The following is a 24,108-nucleotide window of genomic DNA, read 5'->3' as shown; positions in this document are numbered from 1 at the left end:
ACTATAAAGGCTATGTTTTTCTTTTGCTACGGAAGCAGAATGCTTCTACAATTCCAGGACGAAGTTACGCTACGCTAAACTTCGACCAGGGTTAGGTTCTTTCAGACAGGCTTCGTCCAAGGTTAGGCTACTTTTGCCACGGCGGCCAGAGGCCGCTGGATAATTGCCACTCGGCTGGAGCCGAGCGGCGGCGTAATTTCCTTCTTTCTATCACCCCATTTCAGCCCCAATAAACCACAAACTCCGTCTGCCGTTCGGCAACAGTTTTCAATGAAAACTCAAAGCCGTGGTTTAACATGATTTCACGTACCAGGGTGAGGCCTATCCCCTGCCCATCTTTTTTGGTGCTGAAGAATGGGGTAAACAGGTTGGCGTTTTGTTCGGCCGAGATGCCTTTTCCGGTGTCGGTAATGATGAGTTTTTTTTCTTTAAGATTGATGGTAAATGTTACCGATCCCTCATCATCAATAGCCTCGATGGCATTTTTAACAATATTGATGAATGCCTGCTCCAGTTGCTGTTCATCGGCCATTATTTTAACCGGTTCTTCGGGTAGGTCAACTGCAAGCGATATCCCTTTTTCTTCAGCACGAATGCCCATCAGCGTTACTACCGATTCTAAGAGCTTTTGCAATACAACAGGCTGTTTGTTGGCCGGAGGCAGCTTAACCAAATCTGCAAAATTACGCATGAACAGATTGAGGTTTTGATTCCTGTCCATTGCAACCTGCAGCGCATCTTTTATCGGGTCGAAATCATGACCTGCCCAAAGCTGATCGGTTTTCATGGCTGATTGCATGATGGAATTTACAGGCCCTATGGTGTTATTAACCTCATGTGCCATCATCCTGATCACTTTGCCATAAACTTTCTTTTCGGCCGCCAGTATTTCGGCTGTCAAATCCTCTAACATGATAAAATGACGTGAGAACCCCCGGTCGATAAAATGCGATTTTTGCAGTTTGAACGAATTAACCCCATCCAGCTTAACCACCTCCGTTTCGCCCGATTTAAGGGCTTTGATGTGCTTGAAGATAGAGTGAGCGAGCTCGCCAATTAATTCACCAATCACGGCTTTTTCATCAATACCCAAAACCTGCAAAGCTTTAGGGTTGATTTGTTGCACGCGGTCATCAAAATCAAGGATAATGATACCCGTTGGCGAAGTGTGGATGAGCTTTTCTAAAAAGAAATGTTGTTGCTCCTGTCGTGTCCGTTCGGTTCTTAACTCGTCCATCATCTGGTTATAAACATCAATCAGCGCGTCAACCTCCAGTTTACCGGTTGAAAGAAATTTCACGTTAAAATCTTTGTCTTTTATGGCCTCTATCCCCTGTAGTAACATTTTTAAAGGCAGTACAAGCTGGCGGTAAAGCTGTATCGCTACGGCTGCCGAAAGAAGAACAAAAGCCTCGGCTATGATAAAATAGATCTTATTGTCGATGAAAATAAACCATGCAAGCACCAGGGTAAGCAGGTGCAGGATCACCACAAATAAAATGTATTTAGTCCTCAGCTTCATCGTACGGGATCTGGTATTTTTCGAGCCGCCGGTACAGGGCGCTGCGCGTGAGGCCCAGCGCCGCTGCCGCCTTGCTTATCTTGTTTTTATGGTGATCCAATGCCCGTCTTATCATCTCTACTTCTACCTCTTCTAAAGTTAATGTGCCTACGCCCGGCAATTGGATATTTCCTTTTTTAACAGGTGACAATTCCAGTTGCGACCGGAAATCATCGATACTCAACTCATCCCTCCTGCTCACCAAAATAGAGCGCTCCACCAGGTTTTTCAATTGCCTGATATTGCCGGGTAAAGGTAACTGCTGCAACCACTTCATGGCTGATGGCGCTACCGACAAATTAGGCCGGTTATAGATCTGCTTTAAGTTATTAATAAAAAAGTCAACCAGCAAAGGAATATCTTTCGGCCGCTCGCGCAAAGCCGGCAGGTAAACGGTGATCAGGTTGATACGGTACAATAAATCCTCACGAAAAGTACCGCGCGATACCATGTCATTCAGGTTTTTATTGGTAGCGCATACTACGCGGGTATCAACCGTTTTGGTTCGGCTGCTGCCCAATACTTCATAAGTGCGGTCCTGCAATACGCGGAGCAACTTTACCTGGCTGCTGGCATCCAGGTCGCCTATTTCATCTAAAAAAATGGTGCCTTTGTTGGCCATTTCAAAGCGGCCCATCCGGTCAAACCGTGCATCGGTAAACGCTCCGCGAATGTGGCCGAACATTTCGCTCTCAAACAAAGAGGTAGAAATGCCACCCAAATTCACCTTGATAAATGGCTTATTACGGCGAAGACTATTTTGGTGAATCGCTTCCGCTATCAGCTCCTTACCTGTACCGCTTTCACCCATGATCAGCACCGATGCATCAGTTGACGCAACGCGGCCTATGGTTTCCAGGATGTCGAGCATCCGGGGATCTTCGCCTACAATATTCTCAAAATTGTAAGTTTTATCCAATTGCTTACGGGTACGGTGTTCCGTCTTTTTATCCTGCAGATCGAGCAGGGTTTTAACCGACTGAATGAGATGCTCGTTAACCCATGGCTTGTTGATGAAATCATTAGCGCCCAGCTTCATGCCTTTCACTGCCAGCTCGATACTTCCCCAACCGGTGATCAGGATTACAGGAATGGCACTGTTAAAAGCCTTGATCTTTGCAAGCAGGTCCATTCCTTCCTGCCCCGATGTATCTATCGAAAAATTAAGATCGAGAATAATCAGCTCGACCGTTTTTTTCTTAATGATCTTCAAAGCTTCGGCAGGTTCATTGGCACTTACAGCATCATAGCCCTCGCTTTTTAACAGCAGGATCAGCGAGGTGCGTACAGCAATATCATCATCAATAACCAATATCATAACAGGCGGTCAATATCGTAATTATTCTTCGTGTAAAGCAACAGCGGGATAAATAGCCGCAGCCTGTTTGCCAGGGTAAAGTGAACAAATGAGCACTAACAGGTAAACAAACAGCACTGATAAAAGCATCCCTCCGATATATATACCGGCAGACAGGTCGAATACATTAAGCAGCGGAAATTGCACGGCGAAAAACACCCCGATAATAAGTGAAAGTGTAGCCAGGATCATGGATTCGCTTACCAATTGTGATGACACTGAATTACCGGTAGCGCCGATTGCCCTGCGCAGCCCGATTTCGCCCCGGCGTTTATTGATGTTATACCACAATACCCCAAATAACCCGAGCGCAACATTAATTACCAAAAATGCACATACAATACCCAATATGATCATGGGTACCAATGCAAAATAATTACTATCCTTGAGCTTGTTGGAGAGGTGCTCGATCTCTACATTTGAATTTTTCATGTAATTGGCCATTGTTTTGTAGAGTTTACCTTCAAAGGTTGCGTCGGTACCCGGAGCTACCCTAACCAGGATTTTACCAAGCCAGCGAAACGACCCAGTATCAGTTCTGAAAAACAGCCCGGGGCCTGGATTTACATAATCGCCGTTCCTTTTTATCGTTTGAATTACGCCAACTACTCTTAACCTGTCTTTATCGTTATCATTACCAAAAAGTTTACCCGCAGCCGGTTCATTACCAAAAGTTGCCTCCTTTAATGCCGCATCAATTACAACACTTTTGTTTTTGGCAACAGCATCCTGCTTGTTAAACCACCGGCCTTCAAGCAACTGCACCTGAAGCACGTCTTTGTAACCGTCTTCAACAGTAAAATTATTTAAATGGTTAACGTGCTTTCCGTTAAAGGTTAAGGCACTTTCATTAACATGTTGAGAAAATGGGATATTGCCGCTTACAAAGCTTATTTCCTGCACCTGCGGCAATGATTTTATTGTTTTTCTTAACGTTTCATAGTACAGGTTAAGTGAATCGATATTTTTTGTTTGATATGCATTGCCGTAGTTTATGACCCAAACGTTTTGATATTCAATACCCATGGGCTTTTTATAATTGGTATAATAGTAAACCATCAGCGTAAATACCGCAAACAGTACCAGGAATGACACCAGCATCTCGGTCATGAGCAGGAAGTTCTGCTTCTTTTTATTCCAGATGAGTTTAAATAAATGCTTAAACATAATATTTTTAATTAATGATAAATATTTTACTGAGCCTTAAGTGCCATAACCACATTCAGTTTTGACATGCGCCAGGCCGGATACACGCCTGATAATAAACCAAAAACAAGGCATACCAGCAGGCCTATAATTAATACTGTAAAATTGATGCTTAACTCAAGGTTGGCTATCAAATTGGCGTTATTGATAACATAAAGTGCCAGCAGCGATAAAGCAACACCGAGAACGCCCCCCAACAAGGTAAGGATCAGGTTTTCGACAATAAATTGGTAAACCAATGTCTTGGATGATGCGCCAAAAGCCTTACGTACCCCAATTTCTGAAGAGCGCTCCATAATTCGGGTGATGTTGATATTTATCAGATTAAGCGTTGGCAAAAGGGTAAATATGAAAACAAACACGCTTATGGCCATAAGCGCTATAGACACCCCGGAATGCTGTTCATTACCTGTATCAAGATAAGCCGCCAAAAACGGGTTGGCATGGCTGTACAGATGGGTAAATTCCTTTCTTTCAACCGGTACCCTTTTCATAAGGTTTTCATACTCATCACGCATCTTTTGTACATCGCCCGTTGAATTAGCCAATAAAATCCCCATATATCCACCCATGTACCCTTTATCTTTATAATTGGCTTTGGAAACGGTGTAAGGCAGGTAGATATCACTGTAAAGCATATAATCGGTTATGGGTACGTTTTTAACTACACCTATAACCCGATAGCTTACGTTATCCGCTTCGATATATTTACCAACTACCGAGGGTGCATCTCCAAAATATTCGCGTTTCATATCCTCAGATATTACCGCTACACGATCAGCATTGGTAACCTGCTGGCCGTTGAATGCCTTACCTTCGGTAAAATCATAATCAAGCACATCCCAATATTCGGCATTGGTATATTTATAATTTACTGCTATTTTTTTATTGTTAACGTAGGTATTGGTACCGTTAAATGCTGATGATATGGCAACCTTTACCGGTGTTTTCAACATACTTGTATAATGGCTTAAAAAGTAATATGATAATGTGCTCGACTGCAAATTATCTTTACCCGATTCCTGGATGCGGTTAATGTATAATGATCTGTCGCGTTTTTTATCCGGATAAGTATCACCTACCACTTTATCAATAAACGCAGTTAAAACCATCAGTATAGTTAAGGTAAAGCTAATCCCAAACAAACTGATGAACGTGAAAAACTTGCGGCGCTTTAACACCGCTATGGCTATTTTAAAATAATTTTTAAGCATAATTTTAATTTAAAACCAGTTAATTACTGAACCTGCGCGCCATCAAACAGGCGCACCAAACGATGGGTTTTGTGGGCCATATTTTCATCGTGCGTTACCATTACTATGGTAGTGCCATCGTTGCGGTTAAGATTAAGCAGGATTTCCATAATCTCGTTGCCCATAGCGCTATCCAGGTTACCGGTTGGCTCATCGGCCAAAATAATTTCGGGCTTACCTACAATAGCTCTTGCAATAGCCACACGCTGGCGCTGACCGCCTGAAAGCTGCGTAGGGAAATGTTTTAAACGATTAGCCAGGCCAACTTTTTCCAGCGCTTCGGCTGCCAGCTGGCGGCGTTGTTTGGCAGTAGTATCGCGATAAAGCAAGGGCAGCTCCACATTATCAAGCACCTGGAGGTCATTAATGAGGTGATAGCTTTGAAAAATAAAACCCAGCTTTTTATTGCGGAACTGTGCCAGCTGTTTATCATTCATGCCAGCTGTTTGCTGATCGTCAATATGGATATTGCCTTTTGAAGGCGCATCAAGCAGCCCCATAATGTTGAGCAGAGTACTCTTTCCACAGCCCGAAGGGCCCATAATGGATAAAAATTCGCCTTTGGCAATATCAAGGCTTACGCTGTTAAGGGCCAGGGTTTCGATGGTATCGGTGCGGTACACCTTTTCAATGTTTTGTAAACGTATCATGAGAGGTTAATTATTGATTTAATGAATTAGTGATTTAGTGATTTTTTATGGGTTATGGATTGATATCGGGTTATTGAATTACTGATTTAGTTATAAGTGATTTTCTTGTTTGTTTCAAAGTCGTAAAGCGAAAGGTAGCGCAATTGGTAATAAGCTCCCCAAAAATCGCGGAGGGCGGTTACATAATCACGCTGGGCCTGGTCATTTTCGCGGAATGCGATACCAAGATCTGTTATGCTCAGATCTCCAAGTACATACCGTTCGCGCGCTATCTTATATTTCTCGCCGGCAATGCTGTCGGCACTGGCCGTATAAACCAGTTGTTCCTTCATCATATTAAAAAGCGAAACCTGGGTAACTATCTCCTGCTTAAAAGTCTGTTTATCCTGTTCAACGGCGTATTCTGTAAGCTTCTGGTTAGCCAGGGCTGTTTTAGCCCGTGATTTCGATCTGCCCCAATCCAATATCGGTATCGATAGCTGCAGCTCCAGCACCTGTTGGTTTTGAGGGTTCTTGTATACATCCGGAATATTGGTTGCCGTATTTGAAAAGCCTAAACTAGCGGTGAGCGTGGCTGTAAGGCCGTTTTGCCCTTTGGCCTTGGCTACATCGCGCTTAGCTTCGGCAAGGCGGCGTGAAAAAGCGATAGCTGCCGACCGGTTAGCATTAGCCTCGGCAAGTACCCTATCTGATGAGACAATCATATTATTGATATCTTTCGGAACTGCCAAAACTATCCGGTCGTCTCCTGCCTGCCCTATAAAACTGCGCAACGTAAGCGTAGTTATTTCCACATCACGCCTGGCTGTGCCCACTGCTTTCTGCGCGTTGATCTTTTCCAGCTGCAGTTGAAGGATATCGTTTTTTGACACTTTCCCTAACTCGTATTTCAGGTTGGCTATTTTGATGATCCCTTCGGTATTGGCCAAATTGGTTTCGGCCATTTTAAGGTTTACCTGGGCCAGCAGCAGGTCGAAAAAATAGCCTTCCACATCAACTGCTATCTTTTCCTGTGCTTCGATATAAGCCTGCTTACTTTCGTTAAACTTTAAAGGCTCTATCCTTTTGTCCCATTTAAGGCTATTGAACTGAAACAGCGGCTGCGCGTAGTTGATACCATAAGGAATGCCGTTATACAATACATTGTGCCTGTCAAAATCGTCAAAACGCTGCAACTGTGTAGTGCCGAAAATGGTGCCACCGGTGGCTGCGATACTCTGGCTGAAATCAAGCCTTAACTGCGAATTATCATTATGAATAGGCTGAAAAAGTATCGTACCATCGGGCTGCTGTACCTGCGAAAATGTTTTGGTATACCCCGGTAAAATACCGCTTAACGCCAGTTGCGGCTGATAGTTTGATTTGTACGTGCGATACTCCCAATATTTGGTTTCGCGCGTGGTAGCGGCCTGTTTGGCGGCTATGGAGTTGGCCTTGGCCAGCTCAACCACCTGCTGCAGGGTTAGCCTGAGCGTATCGCTGCTGCTCAGGCCGAACGCTGCTGTGCTTATGGTTAGTAATAATATGATGTATAGTATTTTCATGACAATATCCTTTTAAATAAACAGCCAGCCCCCCTCTTTGCTGTTGTTGGTGTTGTCACCAACAACTTTTACCCCAATGATTTTCATAATCACGGAAAGTCGTATTCGAAAGCCTGACGTAGAGCTATTGGTGACAACACCAACAGCGGCAGAGGCACTTCATTACAAGCGTAGTGCGGCAATCTCGTAGCCAATGCATGTCCGATCTGTATAGCTACGAGATTGCTTCGTCGTACCTCCTCGCAATGACATGGCTTTTTTAACTAACATTTCCAACCGACCGAGCAATTCCGATTTCCTTTCTAATTCTTTACCGTTACTTCCCTCGAGTTTTTGTATTCGCTCATATCCGATGTAATAACCTCTTCACCTTGCTTCACCCCGCTTTGTATCTCCACATAATCAAAATTGGTGAGGCCAATATGTACCGTTCTCCGCTCGGCTTTGCCATTGTTAAGCACAAAGATGTCCTGAACAGTGGGACCTTTAAACGCCGGACCGTTGGCTACCCTCATGATTTTGCTGTGTGTGGCCGTTACCAAAAAAACATCTACTTTCATATTAGGCCTGAGCAGTTTGCTCGCCCTGTCGTCAAGCTGTACATCGAAAGAAACTATGCTGTTTTGTATCGATGGGGATACATTACTTACATGCCCACGTAACTGTTCATCATTGATTCGAACAATAACTGGTAGGCCGCTATGAACCTGATCGGCCACGTTATCAGACACACTACCCTGGATCCGGAAACTGCCTAAATCGGCAATGCGGGCGAGGGTCTCTCCTTGCTGAATGTTGGCGCCGATGTTTTTATTTACGTAAGTGATGACGCCCGCTCGTGTCGCAACTACATTTGCCAGATTAAGCTTGCGTTGTAATTCTTTCAAATCATTTTGCTGAATATCGGCAGCTATTTCAGCTTCCTTAATCTCCAGCTGCATGGTTTGTTGTTTGCTTTTGATCTCGTTTTCAAGTTGCTTTTTTTCAAGCTGGGCAACTTTCAGGTTCAGTTCGGCTTGCTCAATATTTTCGCGGGTGCCGCCGCCGGCTTTGTACAGGCGTTTAGCGTTTTCAACCGCATCGGCGAGGTTGCTGATGTGAAGCTGTTTAATGTCGTTATTTGATTGGATGTCGTAGAAGCTTTTATTCAGATCAAGTTTGAGTTTGCTGATCTCGGTGCGTTTGGTTTCGAGCTGAAACTTTTGTTTTTCATAATCGGTTTGGGTAGCCGATTTATCTAGCGTTAATATCGATTGCCCGGCTTTGATCTTATTACCCGCGTCCATCAGCGCGCTTTTGATCGATGCATTTATCGGACTGGTGATGATTTCTTCAAACTCCGGCAACACCTCACCGGTAGCGTTTATGGTATTTTCTATATTGCCAATTTCAACCCTGGCGGTTGTTATTTCGGCCCGGGTGATGGTTGATTTAATATATCCCCGCAAAAGCATCACAGCAAGCACCAAAACAGCTATGCTGCTAATGATGACCAGCGCTGTTTTTTTGCGTTTGGCAGTAGTAACTTCAAGTGCAATTTCCTTATCCATTATGATAACTTTGGATAAAGTTTTGCAAGAGCTATACCAATATTAAATCATTGATTATAAATAAATTATGATATTATAATTTTCAAAAAGTGATCGATATCGGACAAAATCTTCAATATCGACCGTTGATTGATTTTTGATTGCGTTGATGGCGCTGATTTATTTTTTACCGTTGAGCTGTTCCGCGCGGAGATGTTGTATACCTCTGGCATACTAAAAATGTAATTCACTTAGAAGCTGCAAACCTTTTGCACCTCTGATGCAAGTCCATAAGTTGAACCTGCCAGCAACCTAAAAATCAGAGTAATCTGCCGGGCGAAGAAAGATAATATCAGCATGAGAAACGTTATGCTGGTACTCAGCTTTGGCAGAAAGTGTTTTCCAGTAGGCATCTTTGCCAAAGGTATCCCAATGCTTGTCCCTGTCTTCTTTGCTGTTGAACGTGGTCATATACATTAAATTAGGCATGTGACTGCCTGCAATAACTTCCGAATAAAAAACAGCATTGAAACCAAGGCGCTTGAAAAGACCTATTTCATCGCCTACATTAAACATAGTTACCTTGTTTACATTGTATTTTTCGGTAGGGCTTTCATAACTGCGCAACTCGTAAACCCTATCAGCTTTGTTAGCGGTAAGGTTTGGAACTGCTGTTGAAGGCATTCCTGGAAAAGCCTGTAATATAATAGTTTCTAACCGGGTATATGGCTGTTCGTTGTAGGCCGCATCAATATAATCCTTACCATCAGCAAGATATGCTGCATCGGCCTGCAACTTTTGATCAATCCCCATTAACCTATCCCATGACTGAAAAGGCGTAAATACGTATAACAGCTTTGCAGTATCAACCTGGCTTATAGGTTTAAACACACCAACATTTTTAATGCCAGCCCTATGCAACGCAGGTATGTAGGCCTGCTGTAAATACTTTTCAATTGTGCTTTCCTGGGCCTGTGTTTTGTAATGATATATTTTAAGCTGATAATAATTACGTGCTGGCGCTTTTGCAAACGCTATAGTAACCATCAATAAACATGTAAAAAAAGCGACAGACGATTTAAAAAAAAGGTTCATAATGGTGGGATGTTTGGGGAGTAAATATAAATCAATTCAGTAAATCTTTATTGAGTCCGTTTATATATTTACCCCACTTTTCAAGCATTTCCGTTAAATCAGAAAGTTTCATGGGCTTGCTCAGATAATCATTCATACCGGCATCCATGCATGCCTGCCTGTCTTCGGGCATAGCGTTGGCAGTCATGGCAATAATTACCGGCTGGTCATGCATATTACTGCGGATAAAACGGGTTGTTTCCAGGCCATCCATATCTGGCATCTGTACATCCATTAAAATGAGGTTGTAGTGCTTTGCTACCATAGCATTTAGTGCAACATGGCCATTTTCGGCAATATCTGCACTATAGCCCATTTTGCTTAGCATGTGTATAGCCAATTTCTGGTTTATTAAATTATCCTCGGCTATCAAAATACTCATAGGGTAATTTTTAGCAAAATCCTTTGAAAAAGCTGTTTGTGCGGGCTTATACTCTGTTTTGATCCCGCTGCCGGCCTTTAATTGTTCAACAATATGTTTATGTAAAAGATTATGCTTGGTAGGCTTAGTCAGTATCGCGTTAAAGACATTATCCTCCCGTTTGCTTTGTTCGCTGCCAATGGAGCTTAGCAACACAATGGGTATTTCAGGAAATTTTTGTTTTACCTCCTTAGCCAGTTCCAGGCCATCCATTTCGGGCATGCTCATGTCTGTTATCAAAAGATCAACAGGCTCGTCCTGTTGGTTAAGCACCTTCAACGCCTCGGTTGCCGATGCCACAACTACAGGGTCATACTTCCACTGCCGCAATTGGGTATCAATAATATCACGGTTGGTAGCATTATCATCAACAAATAAGATCCGCTTATTTTCAAGTTCGGCGAGGTTAAGGTAAACGTAATTGCGTTTTACTTTTTGCCCCACTTTTGATTTTAAAGTAAACGAAAAGGTGGTCCCTCTCCCAACTTCGCTTTGTACGCTAATTTCGCCCCCCATCAACTTCACCAGTTTTTCGCTGATAGCCAAACCTAAACCGGTGCCGCCGTACTTACGGGTTGTGCTTGAATCAACCTGCGAAAACGGTTTAAATAAACGTTCCAGTTTATCGTCGGCAATACCTATGCCTGTATCCCTTATTTTAAATATCAACTCCAGGTCATCGCCTTTTAACGCTTTCACCCCAACTTTTATAAAAACCTCGCCCTGGGTTGTAAACTTTACAGCATTACCCACCAGGTTAATCAGGATCTGCCGAAGGCGTATCGAATCGGAAATAATTTGCACCGGTACATTATGCTCAACCTGATAAACGAGGTCGAGATTTAAACGCGAAGCCTTTTCGGCAAAAACGTCCAAAACACCTTCAATGCAGTCGCGCAGGTCAAAATCTTCCTCATCTAGCTCCATATTGCCCGATTCAATCTTAGAAAAATCGAGGATATCATTAATAACGGTTAGCAGGGCATCGCCGCAATTTTTTATGGTTTCGGTATACTCTTCCTGTTCGCTTGTAAGCCTGGTACTGGCCAGTAGCGTTGCCATACCAATAACCCCGTTCATAGGGGTACGAATTTCGTGGCTCATAGTCGCAAGGAAAATGCTCTTGGCTTTATTAGCACTTTCGGCTTCCTCACGTGCTTCTTCTGCAGCCTCCCGGGCCAGTCGCTCATTAGCTGTCATTTTTACCAGGCTTTCGGTACGTTCTTTTACCTGCCGCTCCAACACTGTTTTCTGCGCCCTTAAAAACTTAACACGGTAGGCATAAACAAAATATATCAAACCAATTATAGTTGCTGCCGCTATCAACTTAAACCACCACGTTAGCCAAAACGGAGGCACAATAGTAATTTTTAAGCCAGTTGTAGGCGGGGACCATAGCCCCGACGTATTTTGATATTTTAGTTTAAAGGTGTATTCGCCCGGCGGCAAATTGGTGTAAGATGCCGTATTGCGGCTGCCAACGTTATTCCATTCCGTATCAAAATTTTCGAGTATATAGCTGTAATTCTTTTTATCAGACGAAGAGTAGTCGAGCGCCGCATACTGTAAGGTTACTACGGATTGTTTGTATGACAATTTGATTGCCCTAGTATCGCTTATATCCTGCTTTAAGGGCGAGGGATCATCTTTATCGCGGGCAATTTTTACGGTTTTATTGAATAACTGAAAATTGGTGATCACCAGCGGCATAAAGGCAGATGGCTTTAAGATCTGTTGGGGAGTAAAAGAGTTGAATCCGTTAATCCCTCCAAAAAAGATCCTGCCTTCCTTTGTCTGCAGCGCCGAATGCGACTTAAACTCTTCGTCCTGCAAACCGTCTTCAATAGTATAATTTTTAAATGTGTGCCTAACCGGATCATAATTAGATAAACCATTGTTTGTGCTTACCCAAATAGTGCCCAGTTTATCTTCGCGCACAGCATAAATTACATCACTTGGCAAGCCACTTTTTGTGGTGAATACCGTAAAATGCTTAGTGACCGGGTTAAACAGGTTGAGCCCCGAAAGAGTACTTATCCAAATACGGCCTTTGCTATCCTCAAACAAATCGGGGATGCTGTTATTGCTGATGCTGTTGCGTTTTTCATCGTGCTGAAAACGGGTAAAGGTTCCGGTTTTCCTGTCCATCAAATTGAGCCCGGCATCAAAAGTGCCAACCCAAAAGTTATTGTCATGATCTTCAAGCAATGCGTATACCCTGTCGCTGCTGATACTTTTAGGATCATTAGGATCATAACGAAACGCGGAAAATGTCCCCGACTTTTCGTCAAATAAATCAAGGCCTCCGTTATAGGTGCCTACCCAGGTGCGGTGATCGCGGGTATGGGTGAGGGCGTAAATATTATTATTGCTTAAACTGCCGGGCTTTGAGTCATCGTGTTTAAAGTAGGTGAACTTACCGGTGCCAGGACTGTACCTGCACAAACCGTAAGCCCAGGTCCCCATCCAAAAATCGCCCCTAAAATCCTGGGTAATGTTTAATATATAATTCCCTATCAGGCTGTTAGGATTTGCAGGATCATTTACAAAATGCTTAACAGTACCGTCCTTGTTAAACACGTTAACCCCTCCTCCATCGGTGCCTACCCAAATATTACCATTCTGATCTTCATGTAAACAAAGTACAAAATTATTAGCCAGGCTTTGGGGCGATGAGTTATGCCTGAAATGCGAAAAACTTTCGGTACTGCGCTTATACAGGTTAATGCCCCCGCTAAAAGCGCCAAGCCACATATTCCCCATCCTGTCGCGGCAAATACTATAGATCGAATTACCGTTTAAACTTCCCCTGTCAATATCATCGTGCTTATAGTTTGTTATTTTGCCTGTAACCGGATCAAGAATATTAACGCCATTATTTTCCGAACCTATCCAGAGTTTACCATTCAGATCCATACTTAACGACAAAATGGTATTGCCAGAAATGCTGTTAGCATCTTTATCGTTATGGAGATAGTGCTTAAATGTACCTGTTTCCGGAGCAAATAAATTAAGGCCACCATCTTCCGTACCAACCCACAGCCGGCCAGAGTTATCTTCATAAATACAACTTACATAGGTTCCGGAAATACTGGTAGCTATCCCCGGCTTATTTTGATACCGGGTAAAGGCTCCGGTCTTTCGATCAAATAGGTTAAGCCCCCCTCCAAGGGTGCCAACCCATAACTGATGTTTTGAATCTTCTTTTAGTGCTGTTACATCATCGTCGCTTAATGAAGATGAATTTGTATCGCTATGTTTATAATGGGTGATCTTATTTGCAGGAATATCAAACCTGTCGAGCCCGCCTTTTTGGCTTGCTACCCATAAAATACCCTCATGATCAAATATCAGCCGGTTTACAAGGTTACTTGAGATGCTGTTAGGATTGGCGCTGTCATGAAAATAATGTACAAACCTTCCCGTTTTACGATCAAGTTTATTCAGGCCAAATAGTGTTGCCAGCCATATGTTACCATCTTTATCCTCAGCAATATCCGATACCAGGTTGCTGCTTAGCGAATTGTCATCCTGGATACTGTGTTTATAGATCACAAAGCCATACCCGTCATAACGGTTGAGGCCATCTCGGGTGCCTATCCACATAAAGCCACGGCTATCCTGAATTACGGAGCTTACGTTAATTTGAGATAAACCCTCCCGGGTACCGATATGCTCAAACTTAAGGTTCCTATCCTGCGAAAACCCATTTTGGGCAACCAATAAGGCAACCACAACAAACAAATATTTATAGATATTCACAATAACAGTCTGCGTTGAGTTTTAATGATCCCGGAAAAATCTGTCTCTTAAAAAGAGAAACAAAATGGCTTATAGTTAACTTATACGGCTATATTATTTATAAGTTTAAAATAGGCAAAAAAAAGAAACAAAACAGGTACGGTATTAAGCGATAGCCATAATCAGGAGCAGATTGAAAAATAATGAATGAAAAATTTTCACAGTAATTTTTACCTATTAATCGAATTACACGAGTTTTATTTGATATTAATTAAGCTTAAAGCCGAATGCACAAATCTTAAAGCTAACAACTTGTTTATCAATATTATTTATCAATCAATTAATAGATTCTATGTAATTCAAGATTCGTGTAATTCGATTAATTGTGGAAGATTTGAAAAGTATTCGTGTGGAAATTTCCCGTTATAGGATATCCGCCGATAGCACACTGTACACACCACAAAAAAGCCTCCCGGCAGATACCGGAAGGCTTATTATAATTTCAGAAAAGCTATATAGCTTACAGTTCTCTTACCCAAATATTACGGAAGCTAAGCGGCTCGCTTTTATCGCCGTGAGCTTGTAATTTAATTGGTGAAGCACCATGTTTTTTACCTTCATACGATGGTTTACCGATGTACTGCGTAGGACCGAGCAGTTCAAAATTATTTTCAACCAACACACCATTAAAGAACACAGTAGCCCTTGCTGCCGATTTTAACGAACCGTCTTCGTTAAATACAGGGGCAGTCCAGATCACGTCATAAACGTTCCACTCGCCGGGTTTGCGGCCTGGGTTTGCCAATGGGATCACCTGTTTGTACAAGCTGCCTGCCATACCGTTAACATAAGTTTTGTTTTCGTACGAATCTAAAACCTGTAACTCATAACCGGCATCACCTTTACCTATTGAGGCCAGAAATACACCGCTGTTACCGCGGGCCTGTCCGCTGCCTGTAATGTTTGCAGGTACTTTCCACTCTATATGCAGTTGATAGTTGTTAAAACTTTTTTTGGTCTCGATGTTACCGGTAGCTTTGTTTACGGTAAGTACATCACCTTTTACCAACCATTTGGCCGGGGTTTTATCTTCAACAGAAACCCATTCGTCAAGGCCTTTGCCATTAAACAGGATGATAGCATCTGAAGGGGCATCGCCTAAATTTTTACCGGGTGTAACTACTTTAGGAATTGGTTCCCAAATTTCAGTATCCTCTGGTTTAGCGTTTTGCGCATTTGCCATGAAGCAGCTCCCTGCTAAAAGGGCGGTTAATATTAATGGATATTTCATCTCTCTAAAATAATTGGTTTAAACGTGAAGCGTATTTTTCAGATATGAAGCACTTTTTGCGATGCTCACATACGGATCGATATTGGTATAGTTTTCCTGCTCAACAATAAAATGCTTAATGCCCGCAAGTTTAGCTTTACCCAATATGGTTTTAAAGTCGATATCACCGTTGCCTATCTCAGTATTCAGTTCGGCATTGGTTTTATCCCTGTCTTTAACATGTACAAAATTGAAACGGCCCGGATGTTTTTCAAAAATTTCAACCGGATTTTTACCGGCACGTACTACCCAGTAAATATCCATTTCCATGGCTACCAGCTTAGGATCGGTATTGTTTAACACCACATCGTAAAAAGTAGTATCGCCAACAGGTGCCCACTCAAAATTGTGGTTATGGTAGCCTAATTTTAAGCCCGATTTTTTCAGGATCTCAGCAATCTTATTCATTTTTTCGGCAACACCTTTGCAGTCGTCAACCGTTTTAATAAAGTTGTGGTTTAATGCGGGTATAATGATATGTGATTGACCAATAGTATTGGCAACCTCAATGTATGCGTTCAGGTCATCAGTTTTACCTGAGCCTAAGTATTCGTCCAGGCCGTAATGACCGCTTGGCGTTGTTAAGCCGTTATCCTTTAAAAGCTGGCTAAATTCCTTGCCTTTTAATCCCCAATAACCGGTTTCTTTATTAAAACCAAAGGTTTCTACCTCATTATAACCGGCTTTTGCTACTTGTGCAATAACACCTTTTACATCTTTGGGCAATTGATCGCGCAGGCTATACAATTGCAGGCCCACTTTATTTGAAGCCTTCGCCGATACCAATTTAGGTGCAATAACCGCACCGGCAGCAATTAGTCCGGCTTGTGCTAAAAATGTTCTTCTGGTTGTCATGTATTTGTTTTAGTTTGTTTAGCTTTTTAGAGTGATAAGGTGATGTAAGGTTTAAACATCACAAATATGCACCGCTTTTTTAAGCGAAGCTATTTTGTCTTTTTGTTTTGGGATGAACTCCTGGGCCACAAAGCCCTTATGCCCTACCTCAACTATGGCGCGCATAATGGCCGGGTAGTAAAGTTCCTGTGTTTCGTCAATTTCGTTACGGCCCGGGACCCCACCGGTATGGTAATGCGCTATGTACTGATGATTGGCACGGATGTTACGGATCACATCGCCTTCGTCAATCTGCATATGATAAATATCATAAAGCAGTTTAAAGTGTTCAGAACCAATCCTGCGGCAAAGCTCTGCTCCCCACTCTACTCTATCGCACTGGTAATCTTTATGGTCAATTTTACTGTTCAACAGCTCCATTACCAATACTATATTATGCTTTTCGGCAAGGGCAACCATTGGCTTAAGGCCTTCAACACAGTTGTTCCAGCCTTCCTCGTCGGTTTTACCGCGACGGCTGCCGCTAAAGCAGATCAGGTTTTTGTAACCGGCTTCGGCTACCAACGGAATCATTTTAGTATAGTTTTCATGTAACTTGGCGTGAAACTGTTTATCGCCAAAACCATCGGTAAGGTTAATTTCGGCACCGTTACACATGGATGAGAACAAGCCATATTTTTTAAGAGTTGGCCAATCTGAAGGGCCTACAAGATCAATACCTTTTATGCCGATATCTTTAGCAGCAGCACAAAGCTGATCTACGGTAAAATCACCATAGCACCAGCGGCATACTGCATGGTTAATATTGCCTTTTAGCTTATTATCCGCCTGCATATTTTTTTCGTTTTCGGTGGTAAATGAAGATAATACGCCCGACGCGCCAATTGCCGCCGTGCCCGCGATCATGCTTTTAATAGCCGAACGCCTGTTTTGATTTGATGCCATGGTTATATTTTGGTTTGAGCTGGTAATTATTGGGTTGCACCCTTTTTTTCTTTGAACGACAGGAAGAATAACAGGAATACCGCAGCAGCGATAGAAGCCGGTATCAGCCAAATCATTTTCCAATCGTGACCTGCGGGACTATTATAGCTATCAGATATCTTTCCTGCTACGTAAAAGCCAATCAACATACCCACGCCATAAGTAGCAAGAGTAATCATACCCTGTGCGGCACTTTTGTATTGTACACCGGCTTTCGAGTCTGTATAAATCTGCCCTGATACAAAGAAAAAGTCATAACAAACGCCATGCAATGCCAGGCCAATAAGCAGCATAAAGCTCAGATCACCTGCGTTACCGTAGGCGAATAAAACATAACGCACAGTCCAGGCCAACATGCCAACAAGTATTGTCCATTTAAAGCCGGCCTTTTTAAAGAAAATTGGTAAACAAAGCAGGAACAATAATTCTGAAATCTGGCCGATGGTCATTTTACCGGTTGGATTATCCATCTTAATATCAGTAAGGAAGCTATTGGCATTTTGATAGTAAAATGCCAACGGGATACAGATCAAAATAGAGGCAACAAAAAAGATAGCATAGTTTGTATCCTTAAGTAATTTTAAGGCATCTAAGCCAAGCATCTGGCTGATGCTTACCTTTTCGCCCTTAGCAACCTTTGGCGGGGTTGCCGGCAGCGTGAAACTGAACAAACCTAAAACAGCTGATGCTATACCAGCCATAAGGAAGGTATTTTTCAGCATGTTTCTGCTTATACCAGCGGGGGAATCCCAATGAAAAACAAAGCTGATAAGCAAACCGGCTATAATCCAGCCTGCTGTACCAAAAACCCTTATTGATGAAAATTCCTTTTCGGGGTCGGTCATCTGGTTAAATGATACCGAGTTTACCAACGCCAGCGTTGGCATGTACAATATCATGTAACCTAACACATAGGGATAAAATACAGAAACATCAGTAGCAGAGTACATTTGATACATTAATGCAGCGCCCACTAAATGAAGCACACCTAATATCTTCTCAGCATTAAAATATTTATCGGCAATTAAGCCAATAATAAACGGAGCAATGATAGCGCCCCATGATTGTGTTGAAAAAACTTCGCCAGACTGTGCACCTGTAGCGTGAAGCGATTTATCTAAAAAAGTACCTAAAGTTACAAACCATGCGCCCCAGATAAAAAACTCCAGGAACATCATGAACGATAGCTTTGATTTTATCCCTATGGTCATGAAAATTTTATTATTTTTTTAGTGATAAAATGTACTTTACAATTTCTTTAGCGTCGCTTTCAGGCAATGAAGGGTGTGGAGTCATAGCAATGTTACCCCAGTTACCGCTGCCGCCGGCAATGATCTTTTTAGCAAGCATATCGATATTAGCCTCTGAAGCATCATATTTTTTAGCCACATCTTCAAATGCAGGGCCAATAACTTTGGTGTCAACTTTATGACAGGTGCTGCAATCTAACGAAGCCATTAATTTTTCGCCGGCTGATGAACCTGCAGAACCACCTGCCGATTCGGTACCGGTTTTTGCTACTACAGTATCAGCATTAGCATCGGCAGCTTTAGCTGATTGATTGGCACCGTTAGTGCTGTCGCTGCCACCGGTGTTTTTTGATGAATTTCCGCCACAGGCAGCAAATGCCGCACTGATACAAAGAATAACGAATACTTTTTTCATAAAGATTAATTGTGGTTTATGATGATAGCCTAACAGAAAATCTGTTCCTTAACAAAGCCCCTGCTGTTTTTCATCATGTAATTTTAATTGGGTTGGTTAATCAGGCGAAAATTACAACTTTTTATCATAATTAAAACCCTATTAAACCGATATAGCGCCTAATGAAGCGGTTTTTTTACGTGAACGCATGTAAATTACCAGCCCCACAAATGCTACGATTAATGCAACCGGGATAATCAGCGTTGTATTCAACACTTCCGGGCCCGCTGCAGATCGCGCAGCATCAAATGCCTTAGCCATGTCCGAGCCCGCCGGCGCAGAGCGGTAAGCATCCAAACTTGCCCCTGCCGGTAATTTCGAAACCATGATCTTGTCATAAAAACCGCCCATGAACATCATATAAATGGATACCCCGAACATACCGGCGCCCCCCATCAGGTTTAAACCCACGGCACCTGTACGCGGCAGGTTTTCGGCCACAAAACCTATCATACATGGCCAAAAGAAAGCTACACCAAGGCCAAAAACCACCGCTGCAAAATAAATAGCATCGCCGTGCAAATGCACCATCAGGTAAATACCCAATGCCGATAATATCGCAGAGATCAGCAATACACCCTGCGGAGCCAAACGATGTACAATCGGACTTGCAAACGCACGGCCCAATACCTGTACCGAAGCAACGAAAGTTAAGATAAGGATAGCATTATCCGTAACCGTTTTGAACAAAACGTCTGTCCATTGGTTGGTGAACAACTCGGTAATAGCTGTACCGAACATGCAAATAATCATGAACAGAAACAGTGGGTTGATCAATGCTTTATACATATCCTCGGTACTAACACCTGCCGATACACGCTCCGTAACCGGGAAATCCAGTTTCGAAAACAAATAACCATAGGCTATGGTAGGGATCAGCATCAACGCTATCTCTACCTGTGAGATCCAGTATGGTTTAGGCGATACGCCATGGGCCAACGCAGTATCCAGCCCAAATACGATTAAGGTACCAATTACAATCCCTGCAGGAAACCAAAGGTGAAAGTGGTTAAGCTTGGTTGTTTTATTATCGGTAAACAATGACGCTACCAGCGGGTTGCAGGAAGCTTCAACAGTGCCGTTGGCAATCCCTATCATTAAAGTAGAGAGGAACAACGTCCAATAGCCATTGGCAAAAATGGTAAGCAAAATCCCTACCAGGTGAAATACGAAAGCTGATACCAATAGTTTTTTCATACCGATGATATCAACAATAAAGCCCCCGATAATAATAGCCAGCGGAAATCCCCAGAAGGCGGTTGCCGCGATAGTGCCTAATTGTGAAGCGTTCAGGTGGAATCTTACACCCTGGTCGCTCAGGATCCCGGCACGGATACCGAATGACAATGAAGTTACCAGCAATGACAGGCAGCTTGCCCTGAATAGCTGTGCACGGTTAATAGTTTGCATTTTCAAATTACTTTAGGTTTATATGATAATTGGGTTAATTGGTTTATCAAAATGCGTTTTGCCGAATTACATCAGCTTTGTATTTGCCCGCTTTGCAAATCCCTCTTTGCCGGCGGGTTATTCATACTCCTTGCGCTCATTTGTAATGAATGCTTAATATGGTTTGGCGATTGTATCGCCAGTCGCGTTACAAACACGAAGTCACCTTACGCGCTCATTAGAAACGGGCGCGAGACGGGGACAGCAAGTTGCAAATCCAGACTTACGAAGTTTTAAAAACTTCGTAAGTCTTAGACCCTATTGTCATGCCGAAACAAGTTTAGCATGACGTTTTTTAAAATTCCAAATCATTGAATAAATCCGAAATCGGAACTATATTCCTAACGTTTTCCTGTTGAAAGCGTCATCAGAACCTGATGCTGCGAAATCGTCAAAAGCACGTTCTGTTACACGGATAATATGATCTTTGATAAATTGAGCACCTTCTCTTGCACCGTCTTCAGGATGTTTAAGCGCGCATTCCCATTCAAGCACAGCCCATCCTTTGTAATCATATTGCGTTAATTTACTGAATATCGATTTAAAATCAACCTGTCCATCGCCCAATGAACGGAAACGGCCGGCACGGTTAACCCAGTTTTGGTAGCCTCCGTAAACACCCTGACGCCCGGTTGGGTTAAACTCAGCATCCTTAACATGGAACATTTTGATACGTTCATGATAGAGGTCGATATATTCCAGGTAATCCAGGCATTGCAATACAAAATGCGACGGATCATACAGTAAATTAGCACGTTTATGGCCTTTTACATGATCAAGGAACATCTCGTAAGTGATACCGTCATGCAGGTCTTCGCCCGGATGGATCTCGTAGCAAAGGTCGATGCCGTTTTCTTCGTAAACATCCAAAATCGGTGTCCAGCGTTTAGCTAATTCGCCAAAAGCAGTTTCGACTATACCGGCAGGGCGTTGAGGCCATGGGTATACCATAGGCCAAAGCAGCGCACCACTAAAAGTTACCGAAGCATTTAAACCTAAATTTTTTGAAGCTTGTGCTGCATATTTTAACTGCTGTACAGCCCATTTTTGTCTTTCGGCCGGGTTACCGCGCAGATGTTCAGGTGCGAAACCATCAAACAGTGCATCATAAACCGGGTTTACAGCAACCAGCTGACCTTGCAAGTGAGTTGATAGTTCGGTAATTTCCAAACCGGCAGCATTTACTATACCTCTGATTTCATCGGCATAAGTTTTGCTTTCGGCAGCTTTTTGCAGATCGATGAAACGGGTATCGTTAGTTGGCAGCTGCACACCTTTGTAACCCAAACCTGCTGCCCATTGGCAAATAGATTCGAGGCTATTGAAGGGTGCCGCATCTCCTATAAATTGTGCTATAAATATGGCAGGTCCTTTTATAGTAGTCATGTTTTTTGTTTTAAGTAGATGGTAAATTAAATAGTGAAATCAGTCCATTTAAGGTCCGATTTACCTGATGCTATCACATTTTCGATAAAGGCCATTCCGCGAACGCCTTGTTCAATACCCGGGAAATCCAGTTCTTCAGGAGTAGCTTCTTTACCTTCCAAACCGGCTTTAACCGTTAAAGCAAAGTTGCGGTACAGATTGGCAAATGCTTCCAGATAACCTTCCGGGTGACCAGCTGGTGTACGTGTGTTATGCTGAGCAAATGAGCTGGTATAACCACCGCCAGTACGCCAAATCTCAGCCGGTTTATCGGTGTACATCACAGTTAATGAATTAGCATCACTCTGGTGCCATTCCAAACCACCTTTTTCACCATACACCCTGATCTTCACATTATTTTCTTCGCCGGCAGCAATCTGGGTAGCAGTAAGCACACCGCTTGCACCGTTGTTGAATTTCAATAAGGCAGCGCCATCGTCGTCCAGCTTGCGGCCAGGAACTACAATGTTGATATCAGCACAAATTTTTGTCACCTCTAAACCTGTAACGTACTCGGCCAGGTTAAAGGCGTGTGTACCTATATCGCCCATAGCACCTGCAATACCGCTTTTACCCGGATCGGTACGCCATGAAGCCTGCTTATTATCTTCTCCTTCTAAAAATGTGCTTAACCATCCCTGTGGATACTCAACATAAACCTTTTTAACAGTGCCTATGGCGCCTGCTTTGATCAATTGTTTAGCTTCCTTAACCATAGGGTAACCGGTATAAGTATGCGTAAGGCAAAACAGTTTACCCGATGCCTTAACCACTTTTTCAAGTTCTTTAGCTTCTTCAAGCGAAAAGGTCATGGGCTTATCAAGCACCACATGGAAGCCATTCTCAAGCGCCATTTTGGTTGGGGCAAAATGCACATGGTTTGGCGTTACAATACTGATCACCTGTACACGCTCGTCTTCGGGCATTTGTTTTTCTTTTTCAATTAGTTCCTGGTATGAGCTGTATGAGCGGCTTGCAGGTAAGCCCAGCAAAAGGCCGCTGGCTTGCGATTTTTCGGCATTACTGCTAAAAGCGCCGCAAACCAGTTCATATTCGCCATCAATACGGGCGGCTATGCGGTGTACAGCACCAATAAAGGCACCTTGTCCGCCGCCAATCATTCCTAATCTTAATTTCATTTGTTTTTGTTGGGGTTGATTTTTTTTGATTAAAGGCTTCTCAATCGATTGTATACGTCAAAAACAGCATTACATTATAATGCTGTTTTTGACAATAAATTCATTGGGGTAATCACCAAAGATATGATCAATTGATATTGCAATTTTTTAGGTTGCCCAGGCGTTATCGCCTTTTTTGTATGGCAGGTTGCCGTCGTACTTGCCCGGAACGGCAATATAACGTAATGCCTGTGTAGCACCCGGCTTTGAAGTGAAGAAACCCAACAGGGTTAATTCTTTCAGCATCCTGAAGTAATGGTTAGGATCTTCGGGCTTTTTGGTTTTGGTATATTCTTTTTGTTCTTTGTCAAGCGCGGTTAATAGTTCGGTACGCTGTTCAGGAGTAGCCTCCAAAAACTTTTTACCATATTTTTTGTCGCTTGCATCATTCAGGTCCTTAAGGCCTTTAGTGAAAATTTTCTGATCATCGGCAGTGTAGCAATCCTGTACCATTACCGTCATAAACTTACCAATTTCGGCTGCTTTAGCACCCGGGGTTGAAGTTGCAGGCAAAATGGTTTCGCCAATTTCATCCATCAGGGCCACATCATCCTGTGTAAAAAGGTCGTTTACTTTCGGCGAAGATGGTTTACATCCGGAGATGAAGAACTCGGCGCCGATGATGGTACCGCCAAGGATCAAACCTACCCTGCCTATCGCTTCTCTTCTATTCATAAATTAGTTATTGATTTAGTGAATTAATGAATTAGTGATTTTAATTAATTGAGGAATTAGAGAATTAGTGACAGCGATTTCTCAATCACTAATTCACTAACTCACTAATCCA

At 42.8% G+C, this 24,108-nt stretch carries 18 protein-coding genes; all 18 read right to left on the bottom strand.

From position 1 onward, the window contains the following. Positions 1-220: 220 nt before the first annotated feature. On the bottom strand, positions 221-1,522 hold the full coding sequence (locus tag AC59JO_RS18425) for a sensor histidine kinase (RefSeq protein ID WP_497307039.1): 1,302 nt from the start codon (positions 1,520-1,522) through the stop codon (positions 221-223). Further along, the gene (locus AC59JO_RS18420; protein ID WP_497307037.1) at positions 1,506-2,879 is read right to left on the bottom strand and encodes a sigma-54-dependent transcriptional regulator; all 1,374 of its coding nucleotides are present in this window, start codon (positions 2,877-2,879) and stop codon (positions 1,506-1,508) included. Before AC59JO_RS18420 ends, AC59JO_RS18425 begins: the two co-directional genes overlap by 17 nt. Positions 2,880-2,900: 21 nt before the next feature. Further along, a complete protein-coding gene (locus AC59JO_RS18415) occupies positions 2,901-4,085 on the bottom strand; it encodes an ABC transporter permease (RefSeq protein ID WP_497307035.1) in 1,185 nt (394 codons plus the stop codon). Positions 4,086-4,111: 26 nt separating this feature from the next. Then, positions 4,112-5,338 (bottom strand): ABC transporter permease, encoded by a 1,227-nt coding sequence (locus AC59JO_RS18410; protein WP_413667352.1) that lies wholly within the window; start codon positions 5,336-5,338, stop codon positions 4,112-4,114. Positions 5,339-5,361: 23 nt separating this feature from the next. After that, entirely contained in the window at positions 5,362-6,027 is a 666-nt protein-coding gene (locus AC59JO_RS18405) for an ABC transporter ATP-binding protein (RefSeq protein ID WP_413667351.1), read from the bottom strand. A gap of 86 nt (positions 6,028-6,113) precedes the next feature. Then, the gene (locus tag AC59JO_RS18400; RefSeq protein WP_497307032.1) at positions 6,114-7,571 is read right to left on the bottom strand and encodes a TolC family protein; all 1,458 of its coding nucleotides are present in this window, start codon (positions 7,569-7,571) and stop codon (positions 6,114-6,116) included. Positions 7,572-7,873: 302 nt separating this feature from the next. Next, positions 7,874-9,121 carry an efflux RND transporter periplasmic adaptor subunit gene (locus tag AC59JO_RS18395; protein WP_497307030.1) on the bottom strand — a complete coding sequence of 416 codons (1,248 nt, stop codon included), beginning with the start codon at positions 9,119-9,121 and terminating at the stop codon, positions 7,874-7,876. Positions 9,122-9,412: 291 nt separating this feature from the next. Further along, positions 9,413-10,195 carry an NIPSNAP family protein gene (locus AC59JO_RS18390; protein ID WP_497307028.1) on the bottom strand — a complete coding sequence of 261 codons (783 nt, stop codon included), beginning with the start codon at positions 10,193-10,195 and terminating at the stop codon, positions 9,413-9,415. Positions 10,196-10,226: 31 nt separating this feature from the next. After that, positions 10,227-14,417, bottom strand: coding sequence for a hybrid sensor histidine kinase/response regulator (locus tag AC59JO_RS18385; protein ID WP_497307026.1), 4,191 nt, complete (start codon positions 14,415-14,417; stop codon positions 10,227-10,229). A 499-nt stretch (positions 14,418-14,916) separates the two neighbouring features. Then, positions 14,917-15,687, bottom strand: a complete 771-nt coding sequence (locus AC59JO_RS18380) for a 3-keto-disaccharide hydrolase (RefSeq protein ID WP_413667346.1) — start codon at positions 15,685-15,687, stop codon at positions 14,917-14,919. Between the two features lie 18 nt (positions 15,688-15,705). Then, positions 15,706-16,581, bottom strand: coding sequence for a sugar phosphate isomerase/epimerase family protein (locus tag AC59JO_RS18375; protein WP_497307024.1), 876 nt, complete (start codon positions 16,579-16,581; stop codon positions 15,706-15,708). 51 nt (positions 16,582-16,632) lie between these two features. Next, positions 16,633-17,526 (bottom strand): hydroxypyruvate isomerase family protein, encoded by an 894-nt coding sequence (locus AC59JO_RS18370; protein WP_497307022.1) that lies wholly within the window; start codon positions 17,524-17,526, stop codon positions 16,633-16,635. A 26-nt stretch (positions 17,527-17,552) separates the two neighbouring features. Then, positions 17,553-18,776: a nucleoside permease gene (locus AC59JO_RS18365; RefSeq protein WP_413667343.1), complete on the bottom strand. Its 1,224-nt coding sequence runs from the start codon at positions 18,774-18,776 to the stop codon at positions 17,553-17,555. A 10-nt stretch (positions 18,777-18,786) separates the two neighbouring features. Next, a complete protein-coding gene (locus AC59JO_RS18360) occupies positions 18,787-19,230 on the bottom strand; it encodes a c-type cytochrome (RefSeq protein WP_413667342.1) in 444 nt (147 codons plus the stop codon). A gap of 141 nt (positions 19,231-19,371) precedes the next feature. Then, positions 19,372-20,679 carry an MFS transporter gene (locus tag AC59JO_RS18355; RefSeq protein WP_413667341.1) on the bottom strand — a complete coding sequence of 436 codons (1,308 nt, stop codon included), beginning with the start codon at positions 20,677-20,679 and terminating at the stop codon, positions 19,372-19,374. Between the two features lie 372 nt (positions 20,680-21,051). Beyond that, positions 21,052-22,104: a sugar phosphate isomerase/epimerase family protein gene (locus AC59JO_RS18350; protein WP_497307019.1), complete on the bottom strand. Its 1,053-nt coding sequence runs from the start codon at positions 22,102-22,104 to the stop codon at positions 21,052-21,054. A 26-nt stretch (positions 22,105-22,130) separates the two neighbouring features. Then, positions 22,131-23,282, bottom strand: coding sequence for a Gfo/Idh/MocA family protein (locus AC59JO_RS18345; RefSeq protein WP_413667339.1), 1,152 nt, complete (start codon positions 23,280-23,282; stop codon positions 22,131-22,133). Between the two features lie 147 nt (positions 23,283-23,429). Then, on the bottom strand, positions 23,430-23,996 hold the full coding sequence (locus AC59JO_RS18340; RefSeq protein WP_497307017.1) for a gluconate 2-dehydrogenase subunit 3 family protein: 567 nt from the start codon (positions 23,994-23,996) through the stop codon (positions 23,430-23,432). Positions 23,997-24,108 lie beyond the last annotated feature (112 nt).

This window comes from Mucilaginibacter sp. A5337, assembly GCF_059690695.1.
Note: the sequence above shows the minus strand (reverse complement) of the source record. Positions and strands in the feature narration are given on the sequence as shown.

What these genes read in the sequence shown, in the direction of transcription:
- AC59JO_RS18425 (WP_497307039.1), bottom strand. Translation starts at nt 1,522, where the DNA reads ATGAAGCTGAGGACTAAATACATTTTATTTGTGGTGATCCTGCACCTG.
- AC59JO_RS18365 (WP_413667343.1), bottom strand. Translation starts at nt 18,776, where the DNA reads ATGACCATAGGGATAAAATCAAAGCTATCGTTCATGATGTTCCTGGAG.
- AC59JO_RS18355 (WP_413667341.1), bottom strand. Translation starts at nt 20,679, where the DNA reads ATGCAAACTATTAACCGTGCACAGCTATTCAGGGCAAGCTGCCTGTCA.
- AC59JO_RS18405 (WP_413667351.1), bottom strand. Translation starts at nt 6,027, where the DNA reads ATGATACGTTTACAAAACATTGAAAAGGTGTACCGCACCGATACCATC.
- AC59JO_RS18345 (WP_413667339.1), bottom strand. Translation starts at nt 23,282, where the DNA reads ATGAAATTAAGATTAGGAATGATTGGCGGCGGACAAGGTGCCTTTATT.
- AC59JO_RS18375 (WP_497307024.1), bottom strand. Translation starts at nt 16,581, where the DNA reads ATGACAACCAGAAGAACATTTTTAGCACAAGCCGGACTAATTGCTGCC.
- AC59JO_RS18420 (WP_497307037.1), bottom strand. Translation starts at nt 2,879, where the DNA reads ATGATATTGGTTATTGATGATGATATTGCTGTACGCACCTCGCTGATC.
- AC59JO_RS18380 (WP_413667346.1), bottom strand. Translation starts at nt 15,687, where the DNA reads ATGAAATATCCATTAATATTAACCGCCCTTTTAGCAGGGAGCTGCTTC.
- AC59JO_RS18410 (WP_413667352.1), bottom strand. Translation starts at nt 5,338, where the DNA reads ATGCTTAAAAATTATTTTAAAATAGCCATAGCGGTGTTAAAGCGCCGC.
- AC59JO_RS18415 (WP_497307035.1), bottom strand. Translation starts at nt 4,085, where the DNA reads ATGTTTAAGCATTTATTTAAACTCATCTGGAATAAAAAGAAGCAGAAC.
- AC59JO_RS18390 (WP_497307028.1), bottom strand. Translation starts at nt 10,195, where the DNA reads ATGAACCTTTTTTTTAAATCGTCTGTCGCTTTTTTTACATGTTTATTG.
- AC59JO_RS18370 (WP_497307022.1), bottom strand. Translation starts at nt 17,526, where the DNA reads ATGGCATCAAATCAAAACAGGCGTTCGGCTATTAAAAGCATGATCGCG.
- AC59JO_RS18350 (WP_497307019.1), bottom strand. Translation starts at nt 22,104, where the DNA reads ATGACTACTATAAAAGGACCTGCCATATTTATAGCACAATTTATAGGA.
- AC59JO_RS18360 (WP_413667342.1), bottom strand. Translation starts at nt 19,230, where the DNA reads ATGAAAAAAGTATTCGTTATTCTTTGTATCAGTGCGGCATTTGCTGCC.
- AC59JO_RS18395 (WP_497307030.1), bottom strand. Translation starts at nt 9,121, where the DNA reads ATGGATAAGGAAATTGCACTTGAAGTTACTACTGCCAAACGCAAAAAA.
- AC59JO_RS18340 (WP_497307017.1), bottom strand. Translation starts at nt 23,996, where the DNA reads ATGAATAGAAGAGAAGCGATAGGCAGGGTAGGTTTGATCCTTGGCGGT.
- AC59JO_RS18400 (WP_497307032.1), bottom strand. Translation starts at nt 7,571, where the DNA reads ATGAAAATACTATACATCATATTATTACTAACCATAAGCACAGCAGCG.